The following is a 17,922-nucleotide window of genomic DNA, read 5'->3' as shown; positions in this document are numbered from 1 at the left end:
CTTCTCGATGCGGTGACGCCGACCCGGCTGCCCGGCCTGGACCTGGCGCCCGCCGACCCCGATCTCTCCGGGGTCGAGATCGAGCTGGGCCAGGAGGCGCGGCGCTCCTTCCGGCTGCGCGACGCCCTCGAGGCGGTGCGGGCGTCCGGGCGCTATACCTATGTCCTGATCGACTGCCCTCCCTCCCTGAACCTCCTGACCGTCAACGCCATGGCGGCGGCGGACGCCGTGCTCGTGCCCCTCCAGTGCGAGTTCTTCGCCCTCGAGGGCCTCAGCCAGCTGATGCGCACCGTGGACCTGGTCCGGGGAAGCCTGAACCCGCGGCTGGAGATCCAGGGCGTCGTGCTGACCATGTTCGACCGCCGCAACCGCCTGTCCGAGCAGGTGGCGGGCGATGTCCGCAGCCATTTCGGCGAGACGGTCTACCAGACGGTGATCCCGCGGAATGTGCGCGTGTCCGAGGCGCCGTCCTTCGGCAAGCCGGTCCTTGTCTACGACATCAACTGCGCGGGCAGTCAGGCCTATCTGAGGCTGGCCCGGGAAGTCGTCCAGCGCGAGCGCGCGCGGCGACAGGCGGCCTGAGGAGGCCCCGATGGCTGAGAAGCGAGGACTGGGCCGGGGCCTTTCCGCCCTCCTGGGAGAGGCGGCGCCCCCCCCGCCGCCTCCGCCGGGCAGCGTGACCGAGATTCCGATCCACCATATCCATCGCTTCGAGGCCCAGCCGCGCGCCCGCTTCACCCCGGAGGAGATGGAGGCCCTGACCGAGTCCATCCGGGCGAACGGCGTCCTTCAGCCGATCCTGGTCCGGGCTCATCCCTTCAACGCGGACCATTTCGAGCTGATCGCCGGGGAGCGGCGATGGCAGGCCGCCCAGCGGGCGGGGTTGCACGCCATCCCGGCCCTCATCCGGCAGATGACCGACGTCGAGCAGCTCGAGGCGGCCATCGCCGAGAACGTCCAGCGGGAGTCCCTGACGCCGATGGAAGAGGCTTACGGCTACCACAGCCTGGTGGAGCGATATGGCCGCACCCAGGCCGAGGTCGCCCAGGCCATGGGCAAGAGCCGGCCGCATGTGGCCAACGCCATCCGCCTCCTCTCCCTGCCCCCGGAGGTCCAGGGCATGGTGTCGGAATCGGAGTTGAGCGCCGGCCACGCCCGGGCCCTGCTCGGGGCGCCAGACCCCCTCGCCGCCGCCCAGCTGGTCGTGCAGCGTGGTCTGTCCGTCCGCGAGACCGAGGCCTTGGTCAAGCGCCTGCAGTCTGACGCAGAGACCGGCTCTTCGCCGCGGTCCTCGACCCGGGCGGCCCGGAAGGACGCCGACACCCAGGCCCTGGAGTCCGACCTTTCCGCCGCGCTCGGCCTGAGGGTCGAGATCGCCGACCGAGGTGGCCAGGGCGAGGTCCGGATCCACTACGCCGCGCTGGAACAGCTCGACGAGATCTGCCGCCGGCTCTCGCGCCGGTAGGTCTTGGCCATATCGACTGGTTCGCCCCCCCCATGCCTGCCCTCTATGACCGTATCGGCGACGGCTATGCCGGACTTCGGCGGGCCGACCCCCGGATCGCCGCGAAGCTGGTCGCCGCCCTGGGTCCGCCCGCCCCCCTCCTGAACGTGGGGGCGGGAACGGGCAATTATGAGCCTGCGGATCGATGGGTCGTCGCGGTGGAGCCCTCAGTCGAGATGATCCGCCAGCGGACCGCAAGGGCGGCGCCCGCCGTCCGGGCTGTCGCCCAGGCTCTTCCCTTTGCCGATGGCGCCTTCGAGGCAGGGCTCGCCGTGCTGACGGTCCACCACTGGCCCGATCCCATCGCCGGCCTGCGGGAACTGAGGCGGGTGGTCCGGGGCCGGATCGTCATCCTGACCTTCGATCCCGCGGCCCGGCCCTGGCTGACCGACTACATTCCGGGTCTGGCCGCCCTGGACGAGGCCCGGATGCCCGCCCTGGACGTCTACGAAGCGGCTCTCGGTCCGGTCCGCATCACCCCCCTCGCCATTCCCCACGACTGCACGGACGGGTTCCTCTACACCTACTGGCGGCGACCAGAGGCCTACCTGGACGCCCGCATCCGCTCAGGCAGTTCGTCGTTTCGCGCCCTCGCCGATACCGGGGCGGGACTGGAGCGTCTTCGCGCCGATCTGGAAAGCGGTGAATGGGACAGACGCTATGGCGGCCTGAGAGGGCTGGAAACCTATGAAGCCGGCTACCGGCTGATCGTCTCCGGGTAATCCTCCGTAGACGGAGGTTTCTTAGAGCCCGAGGCGCCGTGCGCGGGCGGCGACCTGCAGGGCCAGCCGTTCGGCGATGAGGTCATCCGGCGCGCGGGCCGTCTTGCAGGCCCGGTCCGCCGCCAGGATGTCGCCGGAAACGGACTCCAGAGCCTCCAGGCTCCAGGCCCTCGCCTGCCTCAGGAACTCCCGCTCATCCTTCCAGAAGACGCCGGAGGCCTTGGCGGCCTCCTGGAGGCCCGCTCCATTCCCCGCCAGGGTCAGGACGCGGCGAAGCCTGCCCAGGTGCTGCCCCAGGGCCCGCACCGCCCCGACGCCGGACACCCCTTCCTGGGCGGCGCGCCTCAGGCCCGCCTGGGCCTCCGCGAGGCGACCTCCGAAGGCGTCGGAGGCGGCGTTCGCGAGGGAGGCCTCCGGCTCGACGCCAAGGAACGGCTCCAGCTCCTTCGGTCCGGCGACCGCCCCGGAGCCCGGGCCCAGAAAGAGGGCCAGGCGCTCGATCTCCCGTCTGGCGACGCCCCGCTCGTGGGGCAGACGTGACACGAAGAGGGCGAGGGCTTCCGCGTTCAGGCTGACCCCGTCGTTCGCCAGGGCCTCCCGGGTCATGCGCGCGACGTCCCCCGCCTCATCCTCGTAGCAGGGGATGACCACGCAGGCCTCCGCCTTCTCGGCGGCCCTGCGAAGCGCGGAGTCCCTCCCAAGCGCCCCGGCCTCGACCAGAAGGAAGGCCTCGGGATTGAGTTCCCCGCCCAGGAGCCGGCCCAGCGCCTCCACCGCGAGCTTTTCGCTCGCCGCCCGTTCCCCGGAGAGCCGGAGGCGGACCAGCCTGCGGCCGCCCATCAGGGACTGAGCCGCCAGTTCACCTTCCAGCCGGGCGTCGTCCCCGGCAAGATCGCCCTCGGTGAGCAGGGCCACATTGAAGGGATCTTCCGGATCCTCGGTCACCCCGCGGGCCAGCTGGGCGGCCCGCTCCCGGACCACACCCAGGTCCCGCCCATAGATGACGGCGGCCCTGACCCGCGGATCCGGCCGGGCCAGGAACTTCTCGAGGTCGGGCCTGCGGCTGAGGATCACCCCGGTCAGGATCCCTGACCCGCCAGGAAGGCGGCGAGCTCGAGGTGGATCCGCCGTGCGGCCTCCTGGGCCGCCCGGGCCTGGGCGTCCTGCTGGGCGATGACGGAGGCGTAGGGCTGATCCGCCGAGTCGTAGGAGAGCTCGACGCGCACCCGCCCGGTCTTGAGGGGCTCGCCAGCCCCCGGGACGCTGAGCGTATAGGCGGCGGTCAGGACATATTCATAACGGGTCGCGACGTTATCCACCCGGACCCCCCGGGGATAGCGGAGTTCGGACAGGGCCAGCTCGAGCCGATAGGCGGGCGCCACCGAGGCCCTGCGACCCAGGGCGTCGTCCAGCTGTTCCCGGAGCAGCGCCCCGGCCCGGCCTTCCGGGGTCATCACCTCCACCGCCGCCAGGCCGGCCCCCAGATCCGGGGTCGCGTAGAGGGGGGTGAAGCCGCACCCGGTCAGGGCCAGGCCGGCGACCAGGACCAGGCCCCGCAGGAAGACTCTGCGGCGCCTCATCCTGCGACCACGATGTTGACGATGCGATCCTTCACCACGATCACCTTGCGGATGGTCAGGCCCTCAAGACGCCGGGCCGTCTGCGGATCGTCAAGCACCATCTTTTCGACGTCGGCGGGCTCGGCGCCGGCCGGAGCGCGGATTTCCCAGCGCCGCTTGCCGTTGACCTGCACCGGAAGGGTCACCTCGGCCTCCCGGGTGAGGGCCTCGTCGAAGGCCGGCCAGGGGGTGAAGACCACCATGCCCTCGCCGCCGATCCGGGCCCAGCACTCCTCGGCCAGGTGGGGTGTGAAGGGGGCGATCAGCCGGGCGAAGACTGACAGGGCCTCGGCGCGCTCGGCCAGGAGGGCCTCAGAGGCGCCTTCCGCCTTGTGTTCGCGCAGGAGGTTCAGGAACTCGTAGAGGCGGGCGATGCCGGAATTGAACCGGAAGGTCTCGATGGCCTCGGTCACGGCCCGGGTCAGGCGATGGGTCGCCCGGCGCAGCGCCTCTGCCCCGGGGTGGGTCGGATCGGCCGCGTGCGGGCCGGCCGGCTGGCTCTCGAATTCGCCCCAGACCCGGTTGACGAACCGCCAGGCGCCTTCGACCCCGGCGTTGGACCATTGGGCGTCCCGTTCCGGGGGCGAGTCGGACAAGACGAACAGCCGCGCGGCGTCGACCCCGTAGACCTCGAAGATCTCGCCGGGAGAAACCGTATTCCTCTTGGACTTCGACATCTTCTCGGCGTCGCCGATGACCACGGGCTCCCCGGTGGACAGGAGCCGCGCCCGCCGGGTGCGGCCCTCGGTCTCGATGGCCACCTCCCCGGGCTCCACCCACTCCCCGCCCTGCCGGCGATAGGTCTCGTGGGTCACCATCCCTTGCGTGAACAGGCCGTCAAAGGGCTCGCGGACCGACAGGTAGCCCGTGTCGGCCAGGGCCTTGGTCACGAACCGGGCGTAGAGCAGGTGCAGGACCGCGTGCTCGATCCCGCCGATGTACTGGTCCACGGGAAGCCAGTAATCGGCCGCCGCCTTCTGGATCGGCTCAGCAGCTTCTACGTTCGTGAACCGGGCGAAGTACCAGGAGGAGTCCACGAAGGTGTCGAGGGTGTCGGTCTCCCTCTGGGCCGCGCCGCCGCAGGACGGGCAGGCCACGTGCTTCCAGGTCGGGTGCCGGTCCAGGGCGTTGCCCGCCTTTCCGAAGACAATATCCGCCGGATGAGCCACCGGCAGGGACTCCCTGGCGACCGGAACGACCCCGCAGCTGGGGCAGTGCACCACCGGGATGGGACAGCCCCAGGCCCTCTGGCGCGAGACTCCCCAGTCCCTCAGGCGAAAGACCGTGGCGCCTTCCCCGGCGCTGTCCGCCTCCAGCCGGGCGATGGCCGCGGCCTTGGCGGACTCGATGTCCAGGCCGTCCAGGAAGCCGGAGTTGAAGAGGGCGCCGGGGCCGGTCCAGGCCTCCTCGCCCACCGCGAAGGTCGCCGGGTCCGCCCCGGGCGGCAGGACGACCGGTCGGACCGGCAGGCCATACTTGCGGGCGAAGTCCAGGTCGCGCTGGTCATGAGCCGGGCAGCCGAAGATGGCGCCCGTCCCGTAGTCCATCAGGATGAAGTTGGCGATCCAGACTGGAAGCTCCAGGCCCGGATCGAAGGGATGCCGGACCCTCAGGCCCGTATCGAAGCCCAGCTTCTCCGCCGTTTCGATCTCGGCCTCGGAGACCGCGCCGCGCCGGCAGGCGTCGACGAAGGCCGCGGCGGCCGGGTTGCGCGCCGCGACGTCCGCCGCCAGGGGATGGTCGGCGGCCACGCCCACGAAGGCGGCTCCGAACAGGGTGTCGGGTCGGGTCGTGTAGACCTCCAACCCGTCCGGTCGCGCAGAATCAGTGAAGTGGAAGGCGAAGCGGGCCCCCCGGGAGCGGCCGATCCAGTTCTCCTGCATGGTCCGGACCTTCTCGGGCCAGCGCTCCAGGCCCTTGAGGTCGTCCGTCAGGGCGTCGGCATAGTCGGTGATCCGCAGGAACCACTGGCTCAACCGCCGCTTCTCGACGACCGCGCCGGATCGCCAGCCCCGGCCGTCAATGACCTGCTCGTTGGCCAGGACGGTCTGGTCCACCGGATCCCAGTTGACCCGGCCCTCCTTGCGGTAGACCAGGCCCTTCTCGAACAGGTCCAGGAACCAGGCCTGCTGCCGGCCGTAGTATTCCACGTCGCAGGTGGCGAACTCCCGGGACCAGTCGATGGACAGGCCCAGCTCTTTGAGCTCGCTGCGCATCCGGGCGATGTTGTCGTAGGTCCAGGCCTTGGGATCGACGCCCCGCTCCATAGCCGCGTTTTCCGCCGGCAGTCCGAAGGCGTCCCAGCCCATGGGGTGCAGGACATTGAAGCCCCGGGCGCGCTTGTAGCGGGCGATCACATCGCCCAGGGCGTAGTTGCGCACATGGCCCATGTGCAGGCGCCCCGAGGGATAGGGGAACATCTCCAGCACATAGTACTTCGGCCGGGAAGGGTCGGGAGGTCCCGCGCGGAAGGCGTCCGCCGCCTCCCAGGCGCGGCGCCATTTCGGTTCGGTGTCTTTCGGGTTGTATCGGGTCATGGCGGTCATACCGTCGGATCAGGTCACGGGGGAGGGCGCGGACCGGCCCCGGGGCGCGGTCCGGTCCGTCAGGGCCGGTGAGCGGGTCCTGGAGGGTCGGTCGCGCGCCGGGCGTCAGCCGGGAACGTCGGAAAGTCGGACCTGGCGCGCCCGGGTGAGGATCGCATTCTCCAGGTCGATCTCGGTCTGGGTGTTGACCTGGGCGTCGGTCCAGCTTCCGGAGGCGTCCCGGGTCTGGCGGAACAGGGCCACGTTCAGGCCGTCGGCCCGCAGCCGGCTGTCGAGGATGTAGACCGTCGCCTTGAACCTCTCGTCCGGCTTTTCCGGGTTCACATACCAGTCGGTGATGATGACCCCGCCATAGGGATCGGCGGAGGCGAGCGGCATGAAGGACAGGGTGTCCAGAGCCGCCCTCCAGAGATAGCCGTTCACGGAGATGAGGGGTCTGGCGGCCTCCGGCCGTGCGCCGCCCAGGAGGGGAAAGCCCCCTGGCGGACCGCCCTGGACGGTCTCGGGCCCGCTCCGGGACGCGCAGGCCCCGAGGGAACCGATGGCGAGAATCGCCAGGCCCGCCAAGAGGCTCTTCTTCAGGACTCCGGTTTCCGACGGCATCCGCACCGCTCCAAAGACTTCAGGGCCCGGGCCAAAGGACGCGGGCCGGCGCCACCCCGCGCCGCGCCCTCTATATCAACGCCCGGACGGGCGCCAAACAGGAATCGCGTGGCCCCGCCGCCACACGAGAGACCCTAAACCCCCCTTTCGCCCCGGCCGCAGGTTGACCCGCCGCGTCGCCTGCCCCTAGATCGCTCAGGCCCTTTTTCGGGCGCTTTTGGCTGGCAAACAGTCAGGGTCATTGTGAAGGTGAGTGTTCGGGTGTCGTTTCGGGACGTGAAAATGCGGCCTTACAAGGGCTCCGCGCTAGCGGTCGCCGGCGCGCTTCTCGTGCTGGGCGCCAGCTCGGTCGCGTCGGCGGACCCGGCTCGCACCCGGTCTGACTTCACGGTCCGTGTCGATCAGGCGGCGACGCCCGCCGGCGGCACCTCCTTGACCTGGGACGCCCGCAAGGGCCGCTGGGGCATGACGCTCAATGTGGAGTCTCCCCAAACCCGCGAGCCCGACTGGTCCGACGTCAAGGCGGGCGCCTATTTCCGCGTCTCTCCAAGCCTGAGCATTGGCGGCGCCGTGTCCATGGGAGACCAGGCCGGTCAGCCCGAGGCCTGGCGGAAGATCGCTCCCAAGCAGCAGGTCCCCCGCGTCCGCCTCGAGACCGCCTTCAAGTTCTGATCGAGGCCCAACACCTCAGACCCCGGCGTGCAGGTCGACGCCGGCGAGTCCTGCCGCCGGTGTGAGCCGAAGTCGCCCCGCCGTGACATCGTTGACGCCGCCCAGGGCGTAGACCGGAGCCCGGGCTCGTCGCGCAAGCTGCGCAAACCGGAGGACGCCCAGGGGAGGCCCCGCCGAGCGGGACGCCGAGGGAAACACCGCCGAAACGACGAAGGCGTCGATCCCGGGCCGGCGCGCGGCGGCGGCCGAGTGCGCGGCGGCGGTGAGGATCCAGCCCGGCCGGCGCAGGCGCGGCGCCTGACCGGCCATCCGTTCCGGAAGGTGAAGCCCCTGGGCCTTGCATCGCATCGCCAGTCCCCGGTCCGCCCCGATCAGCAGGACGAGCCCCCGGCGGCGCGCGATCGCGGACAGTTCCGCGGCGACGCAGGCGGCGTCAGGCGCCCCGAAGCCCCGATAGACAAGGCCCGTCCCCCGGGGCAACCGCCGGGCCAGGGCCGCCGGGTCCGGGGTCCGGTCCGGATCGGTGAAGACCAGCAGGGGCGGCGGGGACTTTCCCCGCCGCCGCCGACGGCCTAGGAAGGCCGCTGTCCGCCTGACGGTCCAGAATCCCGAAATGTCCGCATCTCCCGCACTCGACGCCATCCTAGCCCGAATCGCGGCCGCCGCGCAGGCCGCAGGCCGCAGCGCCTCCGAGGTCGTGCTGACGGCGGTGTCCAAGGAGCAGCCCTGGGAGGCCATCGCCCCGGTCCTCGCCGCCGGGCAGAAGGTCTTCGGAGAGAATCGCGTCCAGGAGGCCGCGCAACGCTGGGCGGGGCGCCGGGAGGGGCTTGAACTCCGGCTCATCGGGCCCCTGCAGACGAACAAGGCGCAGGAGGCCCTCGTGCTCTTTGACGTGATCGAGACCCTCGACCGCGAAAAGCTGGCCCACGCCCTGATCGCGGCGGCGGATCGCACCGGCCGCCTCGCCCGCCTCTACGTCCAGGTCAATACCGGTGAGGAGCCGCAGAAGGCCGGGGTGGCGCCGCTTCAGGCCGACGCCTTTCTGGATCGGGTGCGCGGTGAACTCGGCCTGCCGGTCGAGGGTCTGATGTGCATTCCGCCGGCCCATGAGCCCCCGGGGCCCCACTTCGCCCTCCTCGCCAGGATCGCGGCGCGAAACGGACTGGACCAGCTCTCGATGGGCATGAGCGGCGACTTCGAGACTGCGATCGGCTTCGGCGCCACCAGCGTCCGGGTGGGCTCGGCCCTGTTCGGCGTGCGATCCGGCGCCGTCTAGGGGTCCGCTGTCCCGGGCGTCCGGGCGCCCGCGAGATGGCCGGGGACGGCGCTCAGCCGCGCACCGCCTCCAGGATGGCCAGGGCGTCGCCGGGACGCGCCTTCGCCAGGAAGTCCAGCATGTCGCTCCGCCCGACGGCCACGCAGCCGGCGGTCGGCGTTCCCTCGGGGTGGAGCAGGTGCAGGAAGATCGCCGATCCCATGGGGCTGACCGGCGGATCGTCATTGTGACCGAGGACAACGACAAGGTCGTAGACGTGATCCTCCCGCCACATCGGCTCTGCGCTGGCGGGATAGGGCAGGGTGACCGGTCGATTGTAGGCGGGATCCCCCGGGGCGTCGCACCACCCGTCCGCGGGCCTCAGGGCGGCCAGGGGAAGGTGCGTCTGCGGCGCAGGTTCCCGGTCCGGCCGGTAAAGAACCCGCCGGATCGGCCAGATCCCGAGGGGCGAGGCGCCGTCCCCCTCGTGCTTGTCCTCCGCCGGGAGGACGCCGGATCGTCCGAGAACGCAGGGCGCCAGGCGGCCGTCAATGTCCAGAACCCCGTCCGACCTCGCCGTGAAGATCATTGTTCCTCCTGGGTCCGCCCTGATCTGAAGGCTTGGCGGAGACCACACTCACGGTGCATGTTCCGGGCCATGGCTCAACCCAAGACCCTCCTGATCATTGATGACAACGACGAGCTGCGCGTCGAGCTCGCGGATCTCCTGGGCGCAGGCGGCGAGTTCACCGTCGTCCAGGCCGCCGACGGCGCCGCCGGGGTGCAGGCCGCCCTGGAGTCCCGGCCCGACCTGATCCTCCTGGACGTCGACCTCCCGGACACCAACGGGCGGGAGGTCTGCCGGGAGCTGAGGGCGCGACAGGTGGTTTGCCCCGTCATCATGCTCACGGCCGCCGATGCGGAAGCCGACATGGTCGGGGGGCTGGACGCCGGGGCCAACGACTATGTGACCAAGCCCTTCCGCCTGGCTGTGCTCCAGGCCCGGATCCGGGCGCAGCTGCGCAGCCATGAGCACTCCGAGGGCGCGGTCTTCCGCCTGGGGCCCTACGAATTCCGGCCGTCGGCCAAGGTCCTGGTGGACAGCTCCGGCCGCAAGGTGCGCCTGACCGAGAAGGAAACCAACATCCTGAAATACCTCTACCGGGCGGGGGACAAGCCGGTGCTGCGGGACGAGCTGCTGGCCGAGGTCTGGGGCTACAACGCCGGGGTCACGACCCATACGCTCGAGACCCACGTCTACCGTCTCCGGCAGAAGATCGAGAGCGACCCCGGGGGCGGGCGCCTGATCCTGACCGAAGGCGGCGGCTATCGCCTGGCGCCCTAGAGGCTGAAGTCCGCGCTGACCGGGGCGTGGTCGCTGGGCCGCTCCCAGGCGCGGACGTCGTCATGCACCCGGGCCCGGGCGCCGCCGGAGAGGGCGGCCGGCTTCAGGCCTGGCGAGATCCAGATATGGTCCAGCCGCAGGCCCCGGTTCGACGTCCGGAAGTCGGCGGCCCGATAGCTCCACCAGGAGAAGAGCTTCTGCGGCTCGGGCGTCGCGGCCCGCACCAGGTCGGTGAAATCTCCAGCCTCGCGAAGGGCGGCCATGGCCTCGATCTCCACCGGCGTGTGGCTGACCACCCGGAGCATCTGGCGGTGACTCCAGACGTCGAACTCGCCTGGCGCAACATTGAGGTCGCCTGTGATGACCAGGGGCGCCGCCGGGTCTCGTCGCCGGGCTTCGGCGGTCAGGCGGGCGAGGAAGTCGAGTTTGTGGGCGAATTTGGGGTTCGCTTCCGGGTCCGGGATGTCGCCTCCCGCCGGGATGTAGAAGTTCTGCACCTCGACGCCCAGGACCCGCGCGCCCACGGACCGGGCGTGCCCCTCCCGGCAGAGGTCCAGGCTCGGCGCATCCTCCAGGGGAAGGCGGGAGAGGATGGCCACCCCGTGCGATCCCTTCTGCCCGGCGATGCGCATGTGCGGGTAGCCTGCGGCCTCGAACTCGGCGCGCGGGAACTCGCCGTCCCGGCACTTGATCTCCTGGAGGCAGAGAACATCCGGGGACCGCTCGGCGAGGAAGCGCGCCACCTGGCCGGCCCTCAGGCGCACGGAGTTGATGTTCCAGGTAGCCAGTCTCAGGTGCATGGGGGATCCTTGGGCGGGCCCGCAAAAAGAACGCCCGGAGGCGCGAGCCGTCCGGGCGGAGTTTACGCTTTCTCGCCATCGTCGGAAGGGGATGAATGCCGACGCCAGCAGGTCCGACGCGGCCGGACCTCTGCGTTGCAGTGGCGCAACAATCCCACCAATTGTCAAGTCAAGGCGCATTTAAACTTGAAAGTGACAAATTCACTACAGCTTGCCCCGCCCGAGCGCTGGCGGGCGAGGGTCCTTGAGGACAAAGAGGCTGGCGGGGAGCCCGGTCACCGGCCGGAAGTCTTCGAGGTCAACCCGTGTGGACCGACCCTGGGCGTCGGTGACCGTCCAGCCCGCCAGACTGAAGGGGGCCTCCGAAAAGGCCAGAACAATCCGACCGTCCTTGGGACGGCGGACATCCTGGGCCGTGATTTCGAAACCGCCGCGGGTCCGGCGCACCTCGGTCACGCGGGCGTCGCCGTCCAGCCGGATGCGCCGGGACAGGAACAGGGACAGGGGGGTGGCGGCGAGGGGATAGCGCTCGAAGGTCTTGAGGCGCGGGTCCGCCACCGAGACGTGGGCGCCGTCGGCCACGACGAGCAGGGAGGACGGCGGATCATAGGCGAAGCGCGCCCGCCCGGGCCGCCGGAGAAACACCTCCCCGCGGCTCGTTCGCCCCCTCGGGTCGGTCTGGACGAAGCCGCCCCGGGCCTCCGCGAGGCCCTCAAGCCAGGCCGCCGCGCTGGCGGCGAGACGCCGCTCCTCGGCGCCGAGCGGCGCGGCGGTCGCCGCTGCGGGAAGGGAGGCGAGGCTCAGGCCCGCCAGGGCGGTGCGACGCGTCAGCATGGAGAACCTCCGGCAGCCGAAATGGTCCCGCGGACGCCGCCGGTCAATGCCCGGACGGCGGGTGATGGTCCGCCGCAAGGGTGCGTCAGGGCGGCGGCGGCGCCAGGATTTCACGTTTCCCGGCGTGGTTGGCGGGGCTGACCACCCCTTCCCTCTCCATGCGTTCGATGAGGGAGGCGGCGCGATTGTAGCCGATCTGGAGCCGCCGCTGGACATAGGAGGTCGAGGCCTTCCCGTCGCGCGTCACCACCGCCACGGCGCGGTCGTAGAGATCATCGCCCGAGCCGCCTTCGCCGCCGCCGAAGTCGCCCTCGCCGTCCTCGTCGTCGCCCCCGGCGGTCACCTCCTCCAGATACTGGGGCTGGCCCTGGTCGCGCAGGAAGCGCGCCACCGCCTCGACCTCGCCGTCAGAGACAAAGGGTCCGTGCAGGCGCGTGATGCGCCCGCCGCCGGCCATGTAGAGCATGTCGCCCTGGCCCAGCAGCTGCTCGGCGCCCTGCTCTCCGAGGATGGTGCGCGAGTCGATGCGCGAAGTGACCTGGAAGGAGATCCGGGTCGGGAAGTTGGCCTTGATGGTGCCCGTGATGACGTCCACGGAGGGCCTCTGGGTGGCCATGACCAGGTGGATTCCCGCCGCCCGCGCCATCTGCGCGAGGCGCTGGACGGCCCCTTCCACGTCCTTGCCCGCCACCATCATCAGGTCGGCGACCTCGTCGATCACCACCACCAGGTAGGGCATGGGCCGGGGGTCGATCCGCTCGCTTTCATAGACCGGCCGGCCCTGGTCATCGAACCCGGTCTGCACGGTCCGCTCGAAGTGCTCGCCCCGGGCGGCCGCCTCCTGGGCGCGTTCATTGTACGAGGCCACGTTCCGGACGCCGATCTTCGACATCAGGCGGTAGCGGTCCTCCATCTCCCGCACGGTCCACTTGAGGGCGACGATGGCCTTCTTCGGGTCCGTGACCACCGGAGCGAGAAGGTGGGGGATTCCGTCGTAGACGCTGAGCTCCAGCATCTTGGGATCGATCATGATGAACCGGCAGGCCTCCGGCGGCAGGCGGTAGAGAATGGAAAGGATCATGGCGTTGACCCCCACCGACTTGCCCGAGCCGGTGGTGCCCGCGATCAGCAGGTGCGGCATCTTCGCCAGGTCGGCGATGTAGGGCTCGCCGCCGATATTCTCCCCCAGGGCCATGGGCAGGGCGTGGCCGGTCTTCTCATACTCCGGGCTGGAGAGGAGGTCGCGAAGATAGACGGTCTCCCGCCGGGCGTTGGGCAGCTCGATGCCGATGGCGTTCCGCCCGGGGACGACCGCCACGCGGCAGGCGGCCACGGACATGGAGCGTGCGATGTCGTCGGACAGGGCCACCACGCGGGCGGACTTCACACCCGGCGCCGGAACCAGCTCGTAGAGCGTCACCACCGGCCCGGGGCGGATCTGGTCGATCTGGCCGCGCACCCCGAACTCCGCCAGCACGCCCTCGAGAAGCTGGGCGTTCTGTCTCAGCGCAGCCTCGTCGAACTGCGCCGCCCTCGGGCCGGAGCGGGCGAGCATGGACAGTTCGGGAAGGGCGAACCCCTCCCCCCGGGCGAAGTCGAGAACGCCCTGCGCCTCGCGGGATTCGCGCCGGGAATCGCGGGCGCCCTTGGGGGGGCGGATCGCGGGCGCCGCCGTGGCTTCGGGCTCGGGAGGCGCGCCTTCCGGGGCCGCCCCCGGGACGACGCTGGGCTTGCGCGCCCTGGACGGCCCCGCGGACGCCGCGGCCTCCGCCTCGGTGAGAAAGGGAGAGCGTACGGCGCCGGCGAGGCCCGGGCCCCGAAGCCTCGCCGCCAGCGCCGTGACGAGACCGGCCAGGTCCAGTCGCGGCAGACCAAGGGCGTAGATCAGCCCCCAGGTCCCGAGCGCGCCCAGGCCCGAGGCGGTCAGGCCGCGTCCGAAGGGGAGGCCGAACTCCGCCAGGGCGGCCCCGCCGAGTCCGATCAGCCCCTCGCCCGTCAGCCCTCCGAGCCCTCTTGCGAGGGGCCAGCCGGCCGGGGCGGGAAACCAGGCCAGCAGGGCGGAGAGGCCGACCAGGGCCGCCCCGCCGCAGACCGCGCGCAGGCGGAGAGTCCCTCGCCCCGCCTCGGGATGCGGGCCGGCCAGCCGGGAGAGACCGAGGACCAGGAGCAGGAGGGCGGCGCCGGCGCCCGCGACGCCGAGGGTCTGGAGGACGAGGTCCGCCAGGACCGCGCCGGGTCCTCCCAGCAGATTTCCGGGAGCCCCCGAGGCGGAGGCGTTGAAGCTGGTGTCGCCGACGTTCCAGGTCGCCAGGGCGACCGCCACCCAGACGCCGGCTCCGGCCGCCAGCGCACCCCGGGCGCGGGCCGAGAGGGGATGCGCCCAGACCCCGCCCGCGATCTCGAGGCCTCTCTCCAAACCCTTCTTCCGCGCCGCCCGCGCCATGACGCACCGCCTCTCCGAACCGGGGGTCGATCTTTACTGAAAGAGGGTTAAGAGGCGTTTACTTCGGCAGGTCGCCGGCAATCACGCCCGACCCGAGGGCCTGGCGCCCTCCAGCTGACTTCAGAGGGTTCCCACAGGAGGGATCAGGCTCTAGGAAAAGGGACATGTGGTCCATGCCCCGAAATCTCAGGAAGATCGCCGCTGTCGTGATCGTCCTGATGGCCCTGGCCGGCTTCATCTCCGGTGTTCTGGGAGCCCGGGATGTCGCCTACCTCCCCGGCGAGGCGCCCGTCGCCGCCACCACTGCGCCGGCGGTCACGGCGCCCGAGGTGACGCCGCTTCCCACGGATCTTCCGCCCCCGCCCATCCCCGAGCCCGACCCTGAGCCCGAGGCGCCGCCGCCTCCGGAAAGACCCCCGGCTCCTGAAGAAGCCCCGGCCTCGCCCGCCCGTCCGCCGGCGAGCCAGGATGCGGTCGGAGACCTCATCGAGGGCGCGGATGCGGCGACCACCCAGCCCCCGCCCTACTGAGGCTCCGGGGGGTCGAACCCGGCGCCCCAGTCAAGCCGCCGGGCGAGGCTGAAGGTTGCGCGGTCCCGTCGCGACGCCAGGATGTCCGCCGCTGCGCCGTCGGACCTGCAGAGTTTCAGCCTGACCCCCGACTTCCCCGATTTCGGAGGGGCGATGACCCGGGCCCCGGGCCTCCGGCCTGAACCCGGCGGTCCTCTCTCAAAGGCCAGCCAGAAGAACTTTTCGTCCTCGAAGGACGCCGTCCCGCCCTTGGCGCGGCGGTGGGCGCGGCTCCGGGGAAGCCTCTGGGCGAAGTGGCACCAGTCTGGCGCACGCAGCGGACACGCCGAGTCGTGGGGGCAGGGCCCGACCAGTCGGGCGCCCGACCTGATGAGCGCCGCACGGATATCGAGGCCCCGCCGCCAGGCGTCGGGCGAGCCGGGCTCGACAATCAACAGCAGGTCCCGCGTCGCCCGCCAGAGCCCGCTCACAACGGCGTCCAGGTCCCGGGCCGGGATCTCGGTGAGCGCGTAGGCGGCGAGGACCAGGTCGGCCTCCGGAAACTCCTGTGCGGTTGCCGCCAAGTCTGCGCGGACTCGAATCGCACCGGCCAGCGGGGAGGGCCCGGCGGCGGCCAGGTCTTCCGCCAGGTCGAGGAAGGCGGCGCTATGGTCCAGGCGGATGACAGACGTCAGGGAGGGACAGGTTTCCACAGCCGCCCAGCCGCCGCCGCCCGGTCCGGCTCCGGCGTCGAGGAGGCGGGTCGGCGCAAAGTCTGGCCGTAGCGCCAGAACCTCCGCCAGGGCCCTCAGGGTCGCGGCGTAGGTCGCCGGCGTCCGGGTCAAGGCGTAGGCCAGGGCGTCGGCCTCCTCCCTGACCAGCACCGACGAGGTCCGGCCCGCCCGGTATCCCTCGGACAGACGTTGCGCCCGTCCGGCCAGACCATCCGGCGCCCGCCCGTCAAGGCGCCTCTGGATGGCCGCCCGGAGCGCCTCTGGAAGGGCGGCGTCCAAGCCGGGCTCAGGCCTGCCGGTTCTTCACGAGGTCGTCGACCACCGCGGGGTCCGCCAGGGTCGTGGTGTCGCCCAGGTTCGACAGATCGTTCTCGGCGATCTTGCGCAGGATGCGGCGCATGATCTTGCCCGAGCGCGTCTTGGGCAGGCCCGGGGCGAACTGGACGATGTCGGGCGCTGCGAAGGCGCCGATCTCCCGCCGGACCCAGCCTTTCAGGTCGGCCTGCAGGACGTCGGTGGGCGTGACGTCGGCATTGAGGGTCACGAAGCAGTAGACCCCCTGGCCCTTGACGTCATGCGGGTAGCCGACGACCGCCGCCTCGGCTACGTCAGGGTGGGCGACCAGGGCGCTTTCGATCTCCGCTGTCCCCAGCCGGTGGCCGGAGACGTTGAGGACGTCATCCACCCGGCCGGTGATCCAGTAGTAGCCGTCCTCGTCCCGCCGGCAGCCGTCGCCGGTGAAGTACTTGCCGGGGTAGGTGGAGAAGTAGGTGTCGATGAACCTCTGGTGGTCGCCATAGACCGTCCGCATCTGCCCGGGCCAGGAGTCGGTGATGCAGAGGTTGCCGCTGACCGCGCCGTCCAGGACCTTGCCCTCGGCGTCGACGATCTGGAACTTCACCCCGGGCAGGGGGCGGGCGCAGGACCCGGGCTTCAGGTCGGTGGCGCCCGGCAGGGGCGAGGCCAGGCAGGCGCCGGTCTCGGTCTGCCAGTAGGTGTCGACGATGGGGCAGCGGCCCTCGCCCACCACCCGGTGGTACCAGAGCCAGGCCTCGGGGTTGATGGGCTCACCCACCGTGCCGATCAGGCGTAGGGAGGCCCGGGAGGTCGCCTTCACCGGACCTTCGCCATCCCGCATCAGGGCGCGGATCGCCGTCGGGGCGGTGTAGAAGATCTCGACCTTGTGCTTGTCCACAACCCGCCAGAAGCGGGAATTGTCCGGCCAGCTGGGCACGCCCTCGAAGATCAGGCTGGTCGCCCCGTTCGCCAGCGGCCCATAGACCACGTAGGAGTGCCCGGTCACCCAGCCGACATCGGCGGTGCACCAGAAGACCTCGCCGGGGCGATAGTCGAAGACGAGCTCGTGGGTGTGCGAGGCCCAGACCAGGTAGCCGCCCGTGGTGTGCAGGACACCCTTGGGCTTTCCCGTCGAGCCCGAGGTGTAGAGGATGAAGAGTGGGTCCTCGGCGTTCATGGGCTCCGGGTCGCACTGGTCGGACACGGTTCCCTTGACGTCGGAGTAGAAGACGTCCCGGCCAGGCGCCATCGGCACGTCGGCCCGGGTGCGCCGGATCACGATCACGTCGGCGACCTGCGGACAGTCCTTCAGGGCCTCGTCAACATTCAGCTTGAGGGGAATGACCCTGCCGCCCCGCAGCCCCTCGTCGGCGGTGATGACGATGCGGCTGTCGCAGTCCTGGATCCTGCCGGCGATGCTGTCGGGCGAGAAGCCGCCGAAAATCACCGAGTGAACCGCGCCGATCCGGGCGCACGCCAGCATGGCCACGGCGGCCTGGGGGACCATCGGCAGGTAGATGGTGACCCGGTCGCCTTTCTTCACGCCCTTGGCCTTCAGGACGTTGGCCATCCGGCAGACCTCGGCCAGCAGTTCGCGGTAGGTCAGGGTGGCGCCGTTCTCCCCGTCATCCGGCTCCCAGATGAGGGCGACCTGGTCGCCGCGTTCGGTAATGTGCCGGTCCAGGCAGTTGACCGAGACATTCAGGACCCCGTCCTCGTACCAGCGCACGTGGAAGTCCTCGCGGTTGAAGGAGACATCCTTGGTCCGGGTCGGCGGCCGGATCCAGTCGAGGCGACCGGCCAGCTCGCGCCAGTAGCCCTCAGGGTCGCTCTCCACTCGCGCCAGGGCGGCGGCGTAGCCCTCCGCCGTCATCAGGGCCTTTTTCGCCCAGGCCCCGGGAACTGGGAACACTTCACCTTCGCTCACGCCATGCCTCCCTTGCGGTCCTCGCCAGAACGCTACTAGTGCGCCGGCGCGGCGGGGGGAAGCGGCGAGCGCCGGAATTTCAGCCCCGCCTTGCGCGCGCCGCCCGGGCCGC

The 17,922-nt window shown here is 70.9% G+C and carries 18 protein-coding genes; 7 read left to right on the top strand and 11 right to left on the bottom strand.

Annotated elements, in window-relative coordinates:
* From INE98_RS02205 to INE98_RS02195, 3 genes are all read left to right on the top strand, one after another.
* On the top strand, positions 1–582 hold a 582-nt coding region (locus tag INE98_RS02205; protein WP_293536189.1), incomplete at its 5' end, for a ParA family protein.
* A 10-nt stretch (positions 583–592) separates the two neighbouring features.
* Entirely contained in the window at positions 593–1,465 is an 873-nt protein-coding gene (locus INE98_RS02200; protein WP_293536187.1) for a ParB/RepB/Spo0J family partition protein, read from the top strand.
* Positions 1,466–1,497: 32 nt separating this feature from the next.
* Complete coding sequence (locus tag INE98_RS02195; protein ID WP_293536186.1) at positions 1,498–2,226, top strand: methyltransferase domain-containing protein; 729 nt, start codon at positions 1,498–1,500, stop codon at positions 2,224–2,226.
* 21 nt (positions 2,227–2,247) lie between these two features.
* Here the strand turns inward: INE98_RS02195 and holA are convergent, their stop codons facing one another.
* The 4 genes from holA to INE98_RS02175 form a co-directional block, all read right to left on the bottom strand.
* Complete coding sequence (holA, locus tag INE98_RS02190; RefSeq protein ID WP_293536184.1) at positions 2,248–3,300, bottom strand: DNA polymerase III subunit delta; 1,053 nt, start codon at positions 3,298–3,300, stop codon at positions 2,248–2,250.
* Between the two features lie 5 nt (positions 3,301–3,305).
* Complete coding sequence (gene lptE / locus INE98_RS02185; protein ID WP_293536182.1) at positions 3,306–3,806, bottom strand: LPS assembly lipoprotein LptE; 501 nt, start codon at positions 3,804–3,806, stop codon at positions 3,306–3,308.
* A complete protein-coding gene (gene leuS, locus INE98_RS02180; protein WP_293536180.1) occupies positions 3,803–6,382 on the bottom strand; it encodes a leucine--tRNA ligase in 2,580 nt (859 codons plus the stop codon). Before leuS ends, lptE begins: the two co-directional genes overlap by 4 nt.
* A gap of 114 nt (positions 6,383–6,496) precedes the next feature.
* A complete protein-coding gene (locus INE98_RS02175; RefSeq protein WP_293536178.1) occupies positions 6,497–6,994 on the bottom strand; it encodes a DUF3576 domain-containing protein in 498 nt (165 codons plus the stop codon).
* 282 nt (positions 6,995–7,276) lie between these two features.
* Here INE98_RS02175 and INE98_RS02170 point away from each other — a divergent pair, with 282 nt between their 5' ends.
* Positions 7,277–7,666: an NtrZ family periplasmic regulatory protein gene (locus INE98_RS02170; RefSeq protein ID WP_293536176.1), complete on the top strand. Its 390-nt coding sequence runs from the start codon at positions 7,277–7,279 to the stop codon at positions 7,664–7,666.
* A 15-nt stretch (positions 7,667–7,681) separates the two neighbouring features.
* Here the strand turns inward: INE98_RS02170 and INE98_RS02165 are convergent, their stop codons facing one another.
* The gene (locus INE98_RS02165; protein WP_293536174.1) at positions 7,682–8,308 is read right to left on the bottom strand and encodes a thiamine phosphate synthase; all 627 of its coding nucleotides are present in this window, start codon (positions 8,306–8,308) and stop codon (positions 7,682–7,684) included.
* Between INE98_RS02165 and INE98_RS02160 the strand changes: the two genes are divergently transcribed.
* Entirely contained in the window at positions 8,280–8,942 is a 663-nt protein-coding gene (locus INE98_RS02160; RefSeq protein ID WP_293536172.1) for a YggS family pyridoxal phosphate-dependent enzyme, read from the top strand. The two genes, INE98_RS02165 and INE98_RS02160, sit on opposite strands and share 29 nt — an antisense overlap.
* Positions 8,943–8,994: 52 nt before the next feature.
* Here the strand turns inward: INE98_RS02160 and INE98_RS02155 are convergent, their stop codons facing one another.
* On the bottom strand, positions 8,995–9,510 hold the full coding sequence (locus INE98_RS02155; RefSeq protein WP_293536170.1) for a L,D-transpeptidase family protein: 516 nt from the start codon (positions 9,508–9,510) through the stop codon (positions 8,995–8,997).
* Between the two features lie 69 nt (positions 9,511–9,579).
* Here INE98_RS02155 and INE98_RS02150 point away from each other — a divergent pair, with 69 nt between their 5' ends.
* Positions 9,580–10,266 carry a response regulator transcription factor gene (locus INE98_RS02150; protein WP_293536168.1) on the top strand — a complete coding sequence of 229 codons (687 nt, stop codon included), beginning with the start codon at positions 9,580–9,582 and terminating at the stop codon, positions 10,264–10,266.
* On the opposite strand, the gene INE98_RS02145 is transcribed toward INE98_RS02150, so the two are convergent.
* From INE98_RS02145 to INE98_RS02135, 3 genes are all read right to left on the bottom strand, one after another.
* On the bottom strand, positions 10,263–11,066 hold the full coding sequence (locus tag INE98_RS02145; RefSeq protein ID WP_293536166.1) for an exodeoxyribonuclease III: 804 nt from the start codon (positions 11,064–11,066) through the stop codon (positions 10,263–10,265). The genes INE98_RS02150 and INE98_RS02145 overlap by 4 nt on opposite strands.
* Positions 11,067–11,270: 204 nt before the next feature.
* Positions 11,271–11,900 carry an outer-membrane lipoprotein carrier protein LolA gene (locus INE98_RS02140; RefSeq protein WP_293536164.1) on the bottom strand — a complete coding sequence of 210 codons (630 nt, stop codon included), beginning with the start codon at positions 11,898–11,900 and terminating at the stop codon, positions 11,271–11,273.
* Positions 11,901–11,985: 85 nt separating this feature from the next.
* Entirely contained in the window at positions 11,986–14,343 is a 2,358-nt protein-coding gene (locus INE98_RS02135) for a DNA translocase FtsK (RefSeq protein ID WP_293536163.1), read from the bottom strand.
* 164 nt (positions 14,344–14,507) lie between these two features.
* Between INE98_RS02135 and INE98_RS02130 the strand changes: the two genes are divergently transcribed.
* Positions 14,508–14,873, top strand: a complete 366-nt coding sequence (locus INE98_RS02130) for a hypothetical protein (protein ID WP_293536162.1) — start codon at positions 14,508–14,510, stop codon at positions 14,871–14,873.
* Here INE98_RS02130 and INE98_RS02125 read toward each other — a convergent pair.
* Positions 14,867–15,865: a small ribosomal subunit Rsm22 family protein gene (locus tag INE98_RS02125; RefSeq protein ID WP_293536160.1), complete on the bottom strand. Its 999-nt coding sequence runs from the start codon at positions 15,863–15,865 to the stop codon at positions 14,867–14,869. The genes INE98_RS02130 and INE98_RS02125 overlap by 7 nt on opposite strands.
* A gap of 7 nt (positions 15,866–15,872) precedes the next feature.
* Positions 15,873–17,810 carry an acetate--CoA ligase gene (gene acs, locus INE98_RS02120; RefSeq protein WP_293536159.1) on the bottom strand — a complete coding sequence of 646 codons (1,938 nt, stop codon included), beginning with the start codon at positions 17,808–17,810 and terminating at the stop codon, positions 15,873–15,875.
* Positions 17,811–17,922 lie beyond the last annotated feature (112 nt).

The sequence above is a fragment of the Phenylobacterium sp. genome (genome assembly GCF_020253645.1).
Classification (GTDB): Bacteria; Pseudomonadota; Alphaproteobacteria; order Caulobacterales; family Caulobacteraceae; genus Phenylobacterium.
This window is presented reverse-complemented; position numbering and strand designations above follow the sequence as displayed.

What these genes read in the sequence shown, in the direction of transcription:
- INE98_RS02200 (WP_293536187.1), top strand. Translation starts at nt 593, where the DNA reads ATGGCTGAGAAGCGAGGACTGGGCCGGGGCCTTTCCGCCCTCCTGGGA.
- INE98_RS02195 (WP_293536186.1), top strand. Translation starts at nt 1,498, where the DNA reads ATGCCTGCCCTCTATGACCGTATCGGCGACGGCTATGCCGGACTTCGG.
- lptE (WP_293536182.1), bottom strand. Translation starts at nt 3,806, where the DNA reads ATGAGGCGCCGCAGAGTCTTCCTGCGGGGCCTGGTCCTGGTCGCCGGC.
- leuS (WP_293536180.1), bottom strand. Translation starts at nt 6,382, where the DNA reads ATGACCCGATACAACCCGAAAGACACCGAACCGAAATGGCGCCGCGCC.
- INE98_RS02175 (WP_293536178.1), bottom strand. Translation starts at nt 6,994, where the DNA reads ATGCCGTCGGAAACCGGAGTCCTGAAGAAGAGCCTCTTGGCGGGCCTG.
- INE98_RS02170 (WP_293536176.1), top strand. Translation starts at nt 7,277, where the DNA reads ATGCGGCCTTACAAGGGCTCCGCGCTAGCGGTCGCCGGCGCGCTTCTC.
- INE98_RS02160 (WP_293536172.1), top strand. Translation starts at nt 8,280, where the DNA reads ATGTCCGCATCTCCCGCACTCGACGCCATCCTAGCCCGAATCGCGGCC.
- INE98_RS02165 (WP_293536174.1), bottom strand. Translation starts at nt 8,308, where the DNA reads ATGGCGTCGAGTGCGGGAGATGCGGACATTTCGGGATTCTGGACCGTC.
- INE98_RS02155 (WP_293536170.1), bottom strand. Translation starts at nt 9,510, where the DNA reads ATGATCTTCACGGCGAGGTCGGACGGGGTTCTGGACATTGACGGCCGC.
- INE98_RS02150 (WP_293536168.1), top strand. Translation starts at nt 9,580, where the DNA reads ATGGCTCAACCCAAGACCCTCCTGATCATTGATGACAACGACGAGCTG.
- INE98_RS02145 (WP_293536166.1), bottom strand. Translation starts at nt 11,066, where the DNA reads ATGCACCTGAGACTGGCTACCTGGAACATCAACTCCGTGCGCCTGAGG.
- INE98_RS02140 (WP_293536164.1), bottom strand. Translation starts at nt 11,900, where the DNA reads ATGCTGACGCGTCGCACCGCCCTGGCGGGCCTGAGCCTCGCCTCCCTT.
- INE98_RS02135 (WP_293536163.1), bottom strand. Translation starts at nt 14,343, where the DNA reads ATGGCGCGGGCGGCGCGGAAGAAGGGTTTGGAGAGAGGCCTCGAGATC.
- INE98_RS02130 (WP_293536162.1), top strand. Translation starts at nt 14,508, where the DNA reads ATGTGGTCCATGCCCCGAAATCTCAGGAAGATCGCCGCTGTCGTGATC.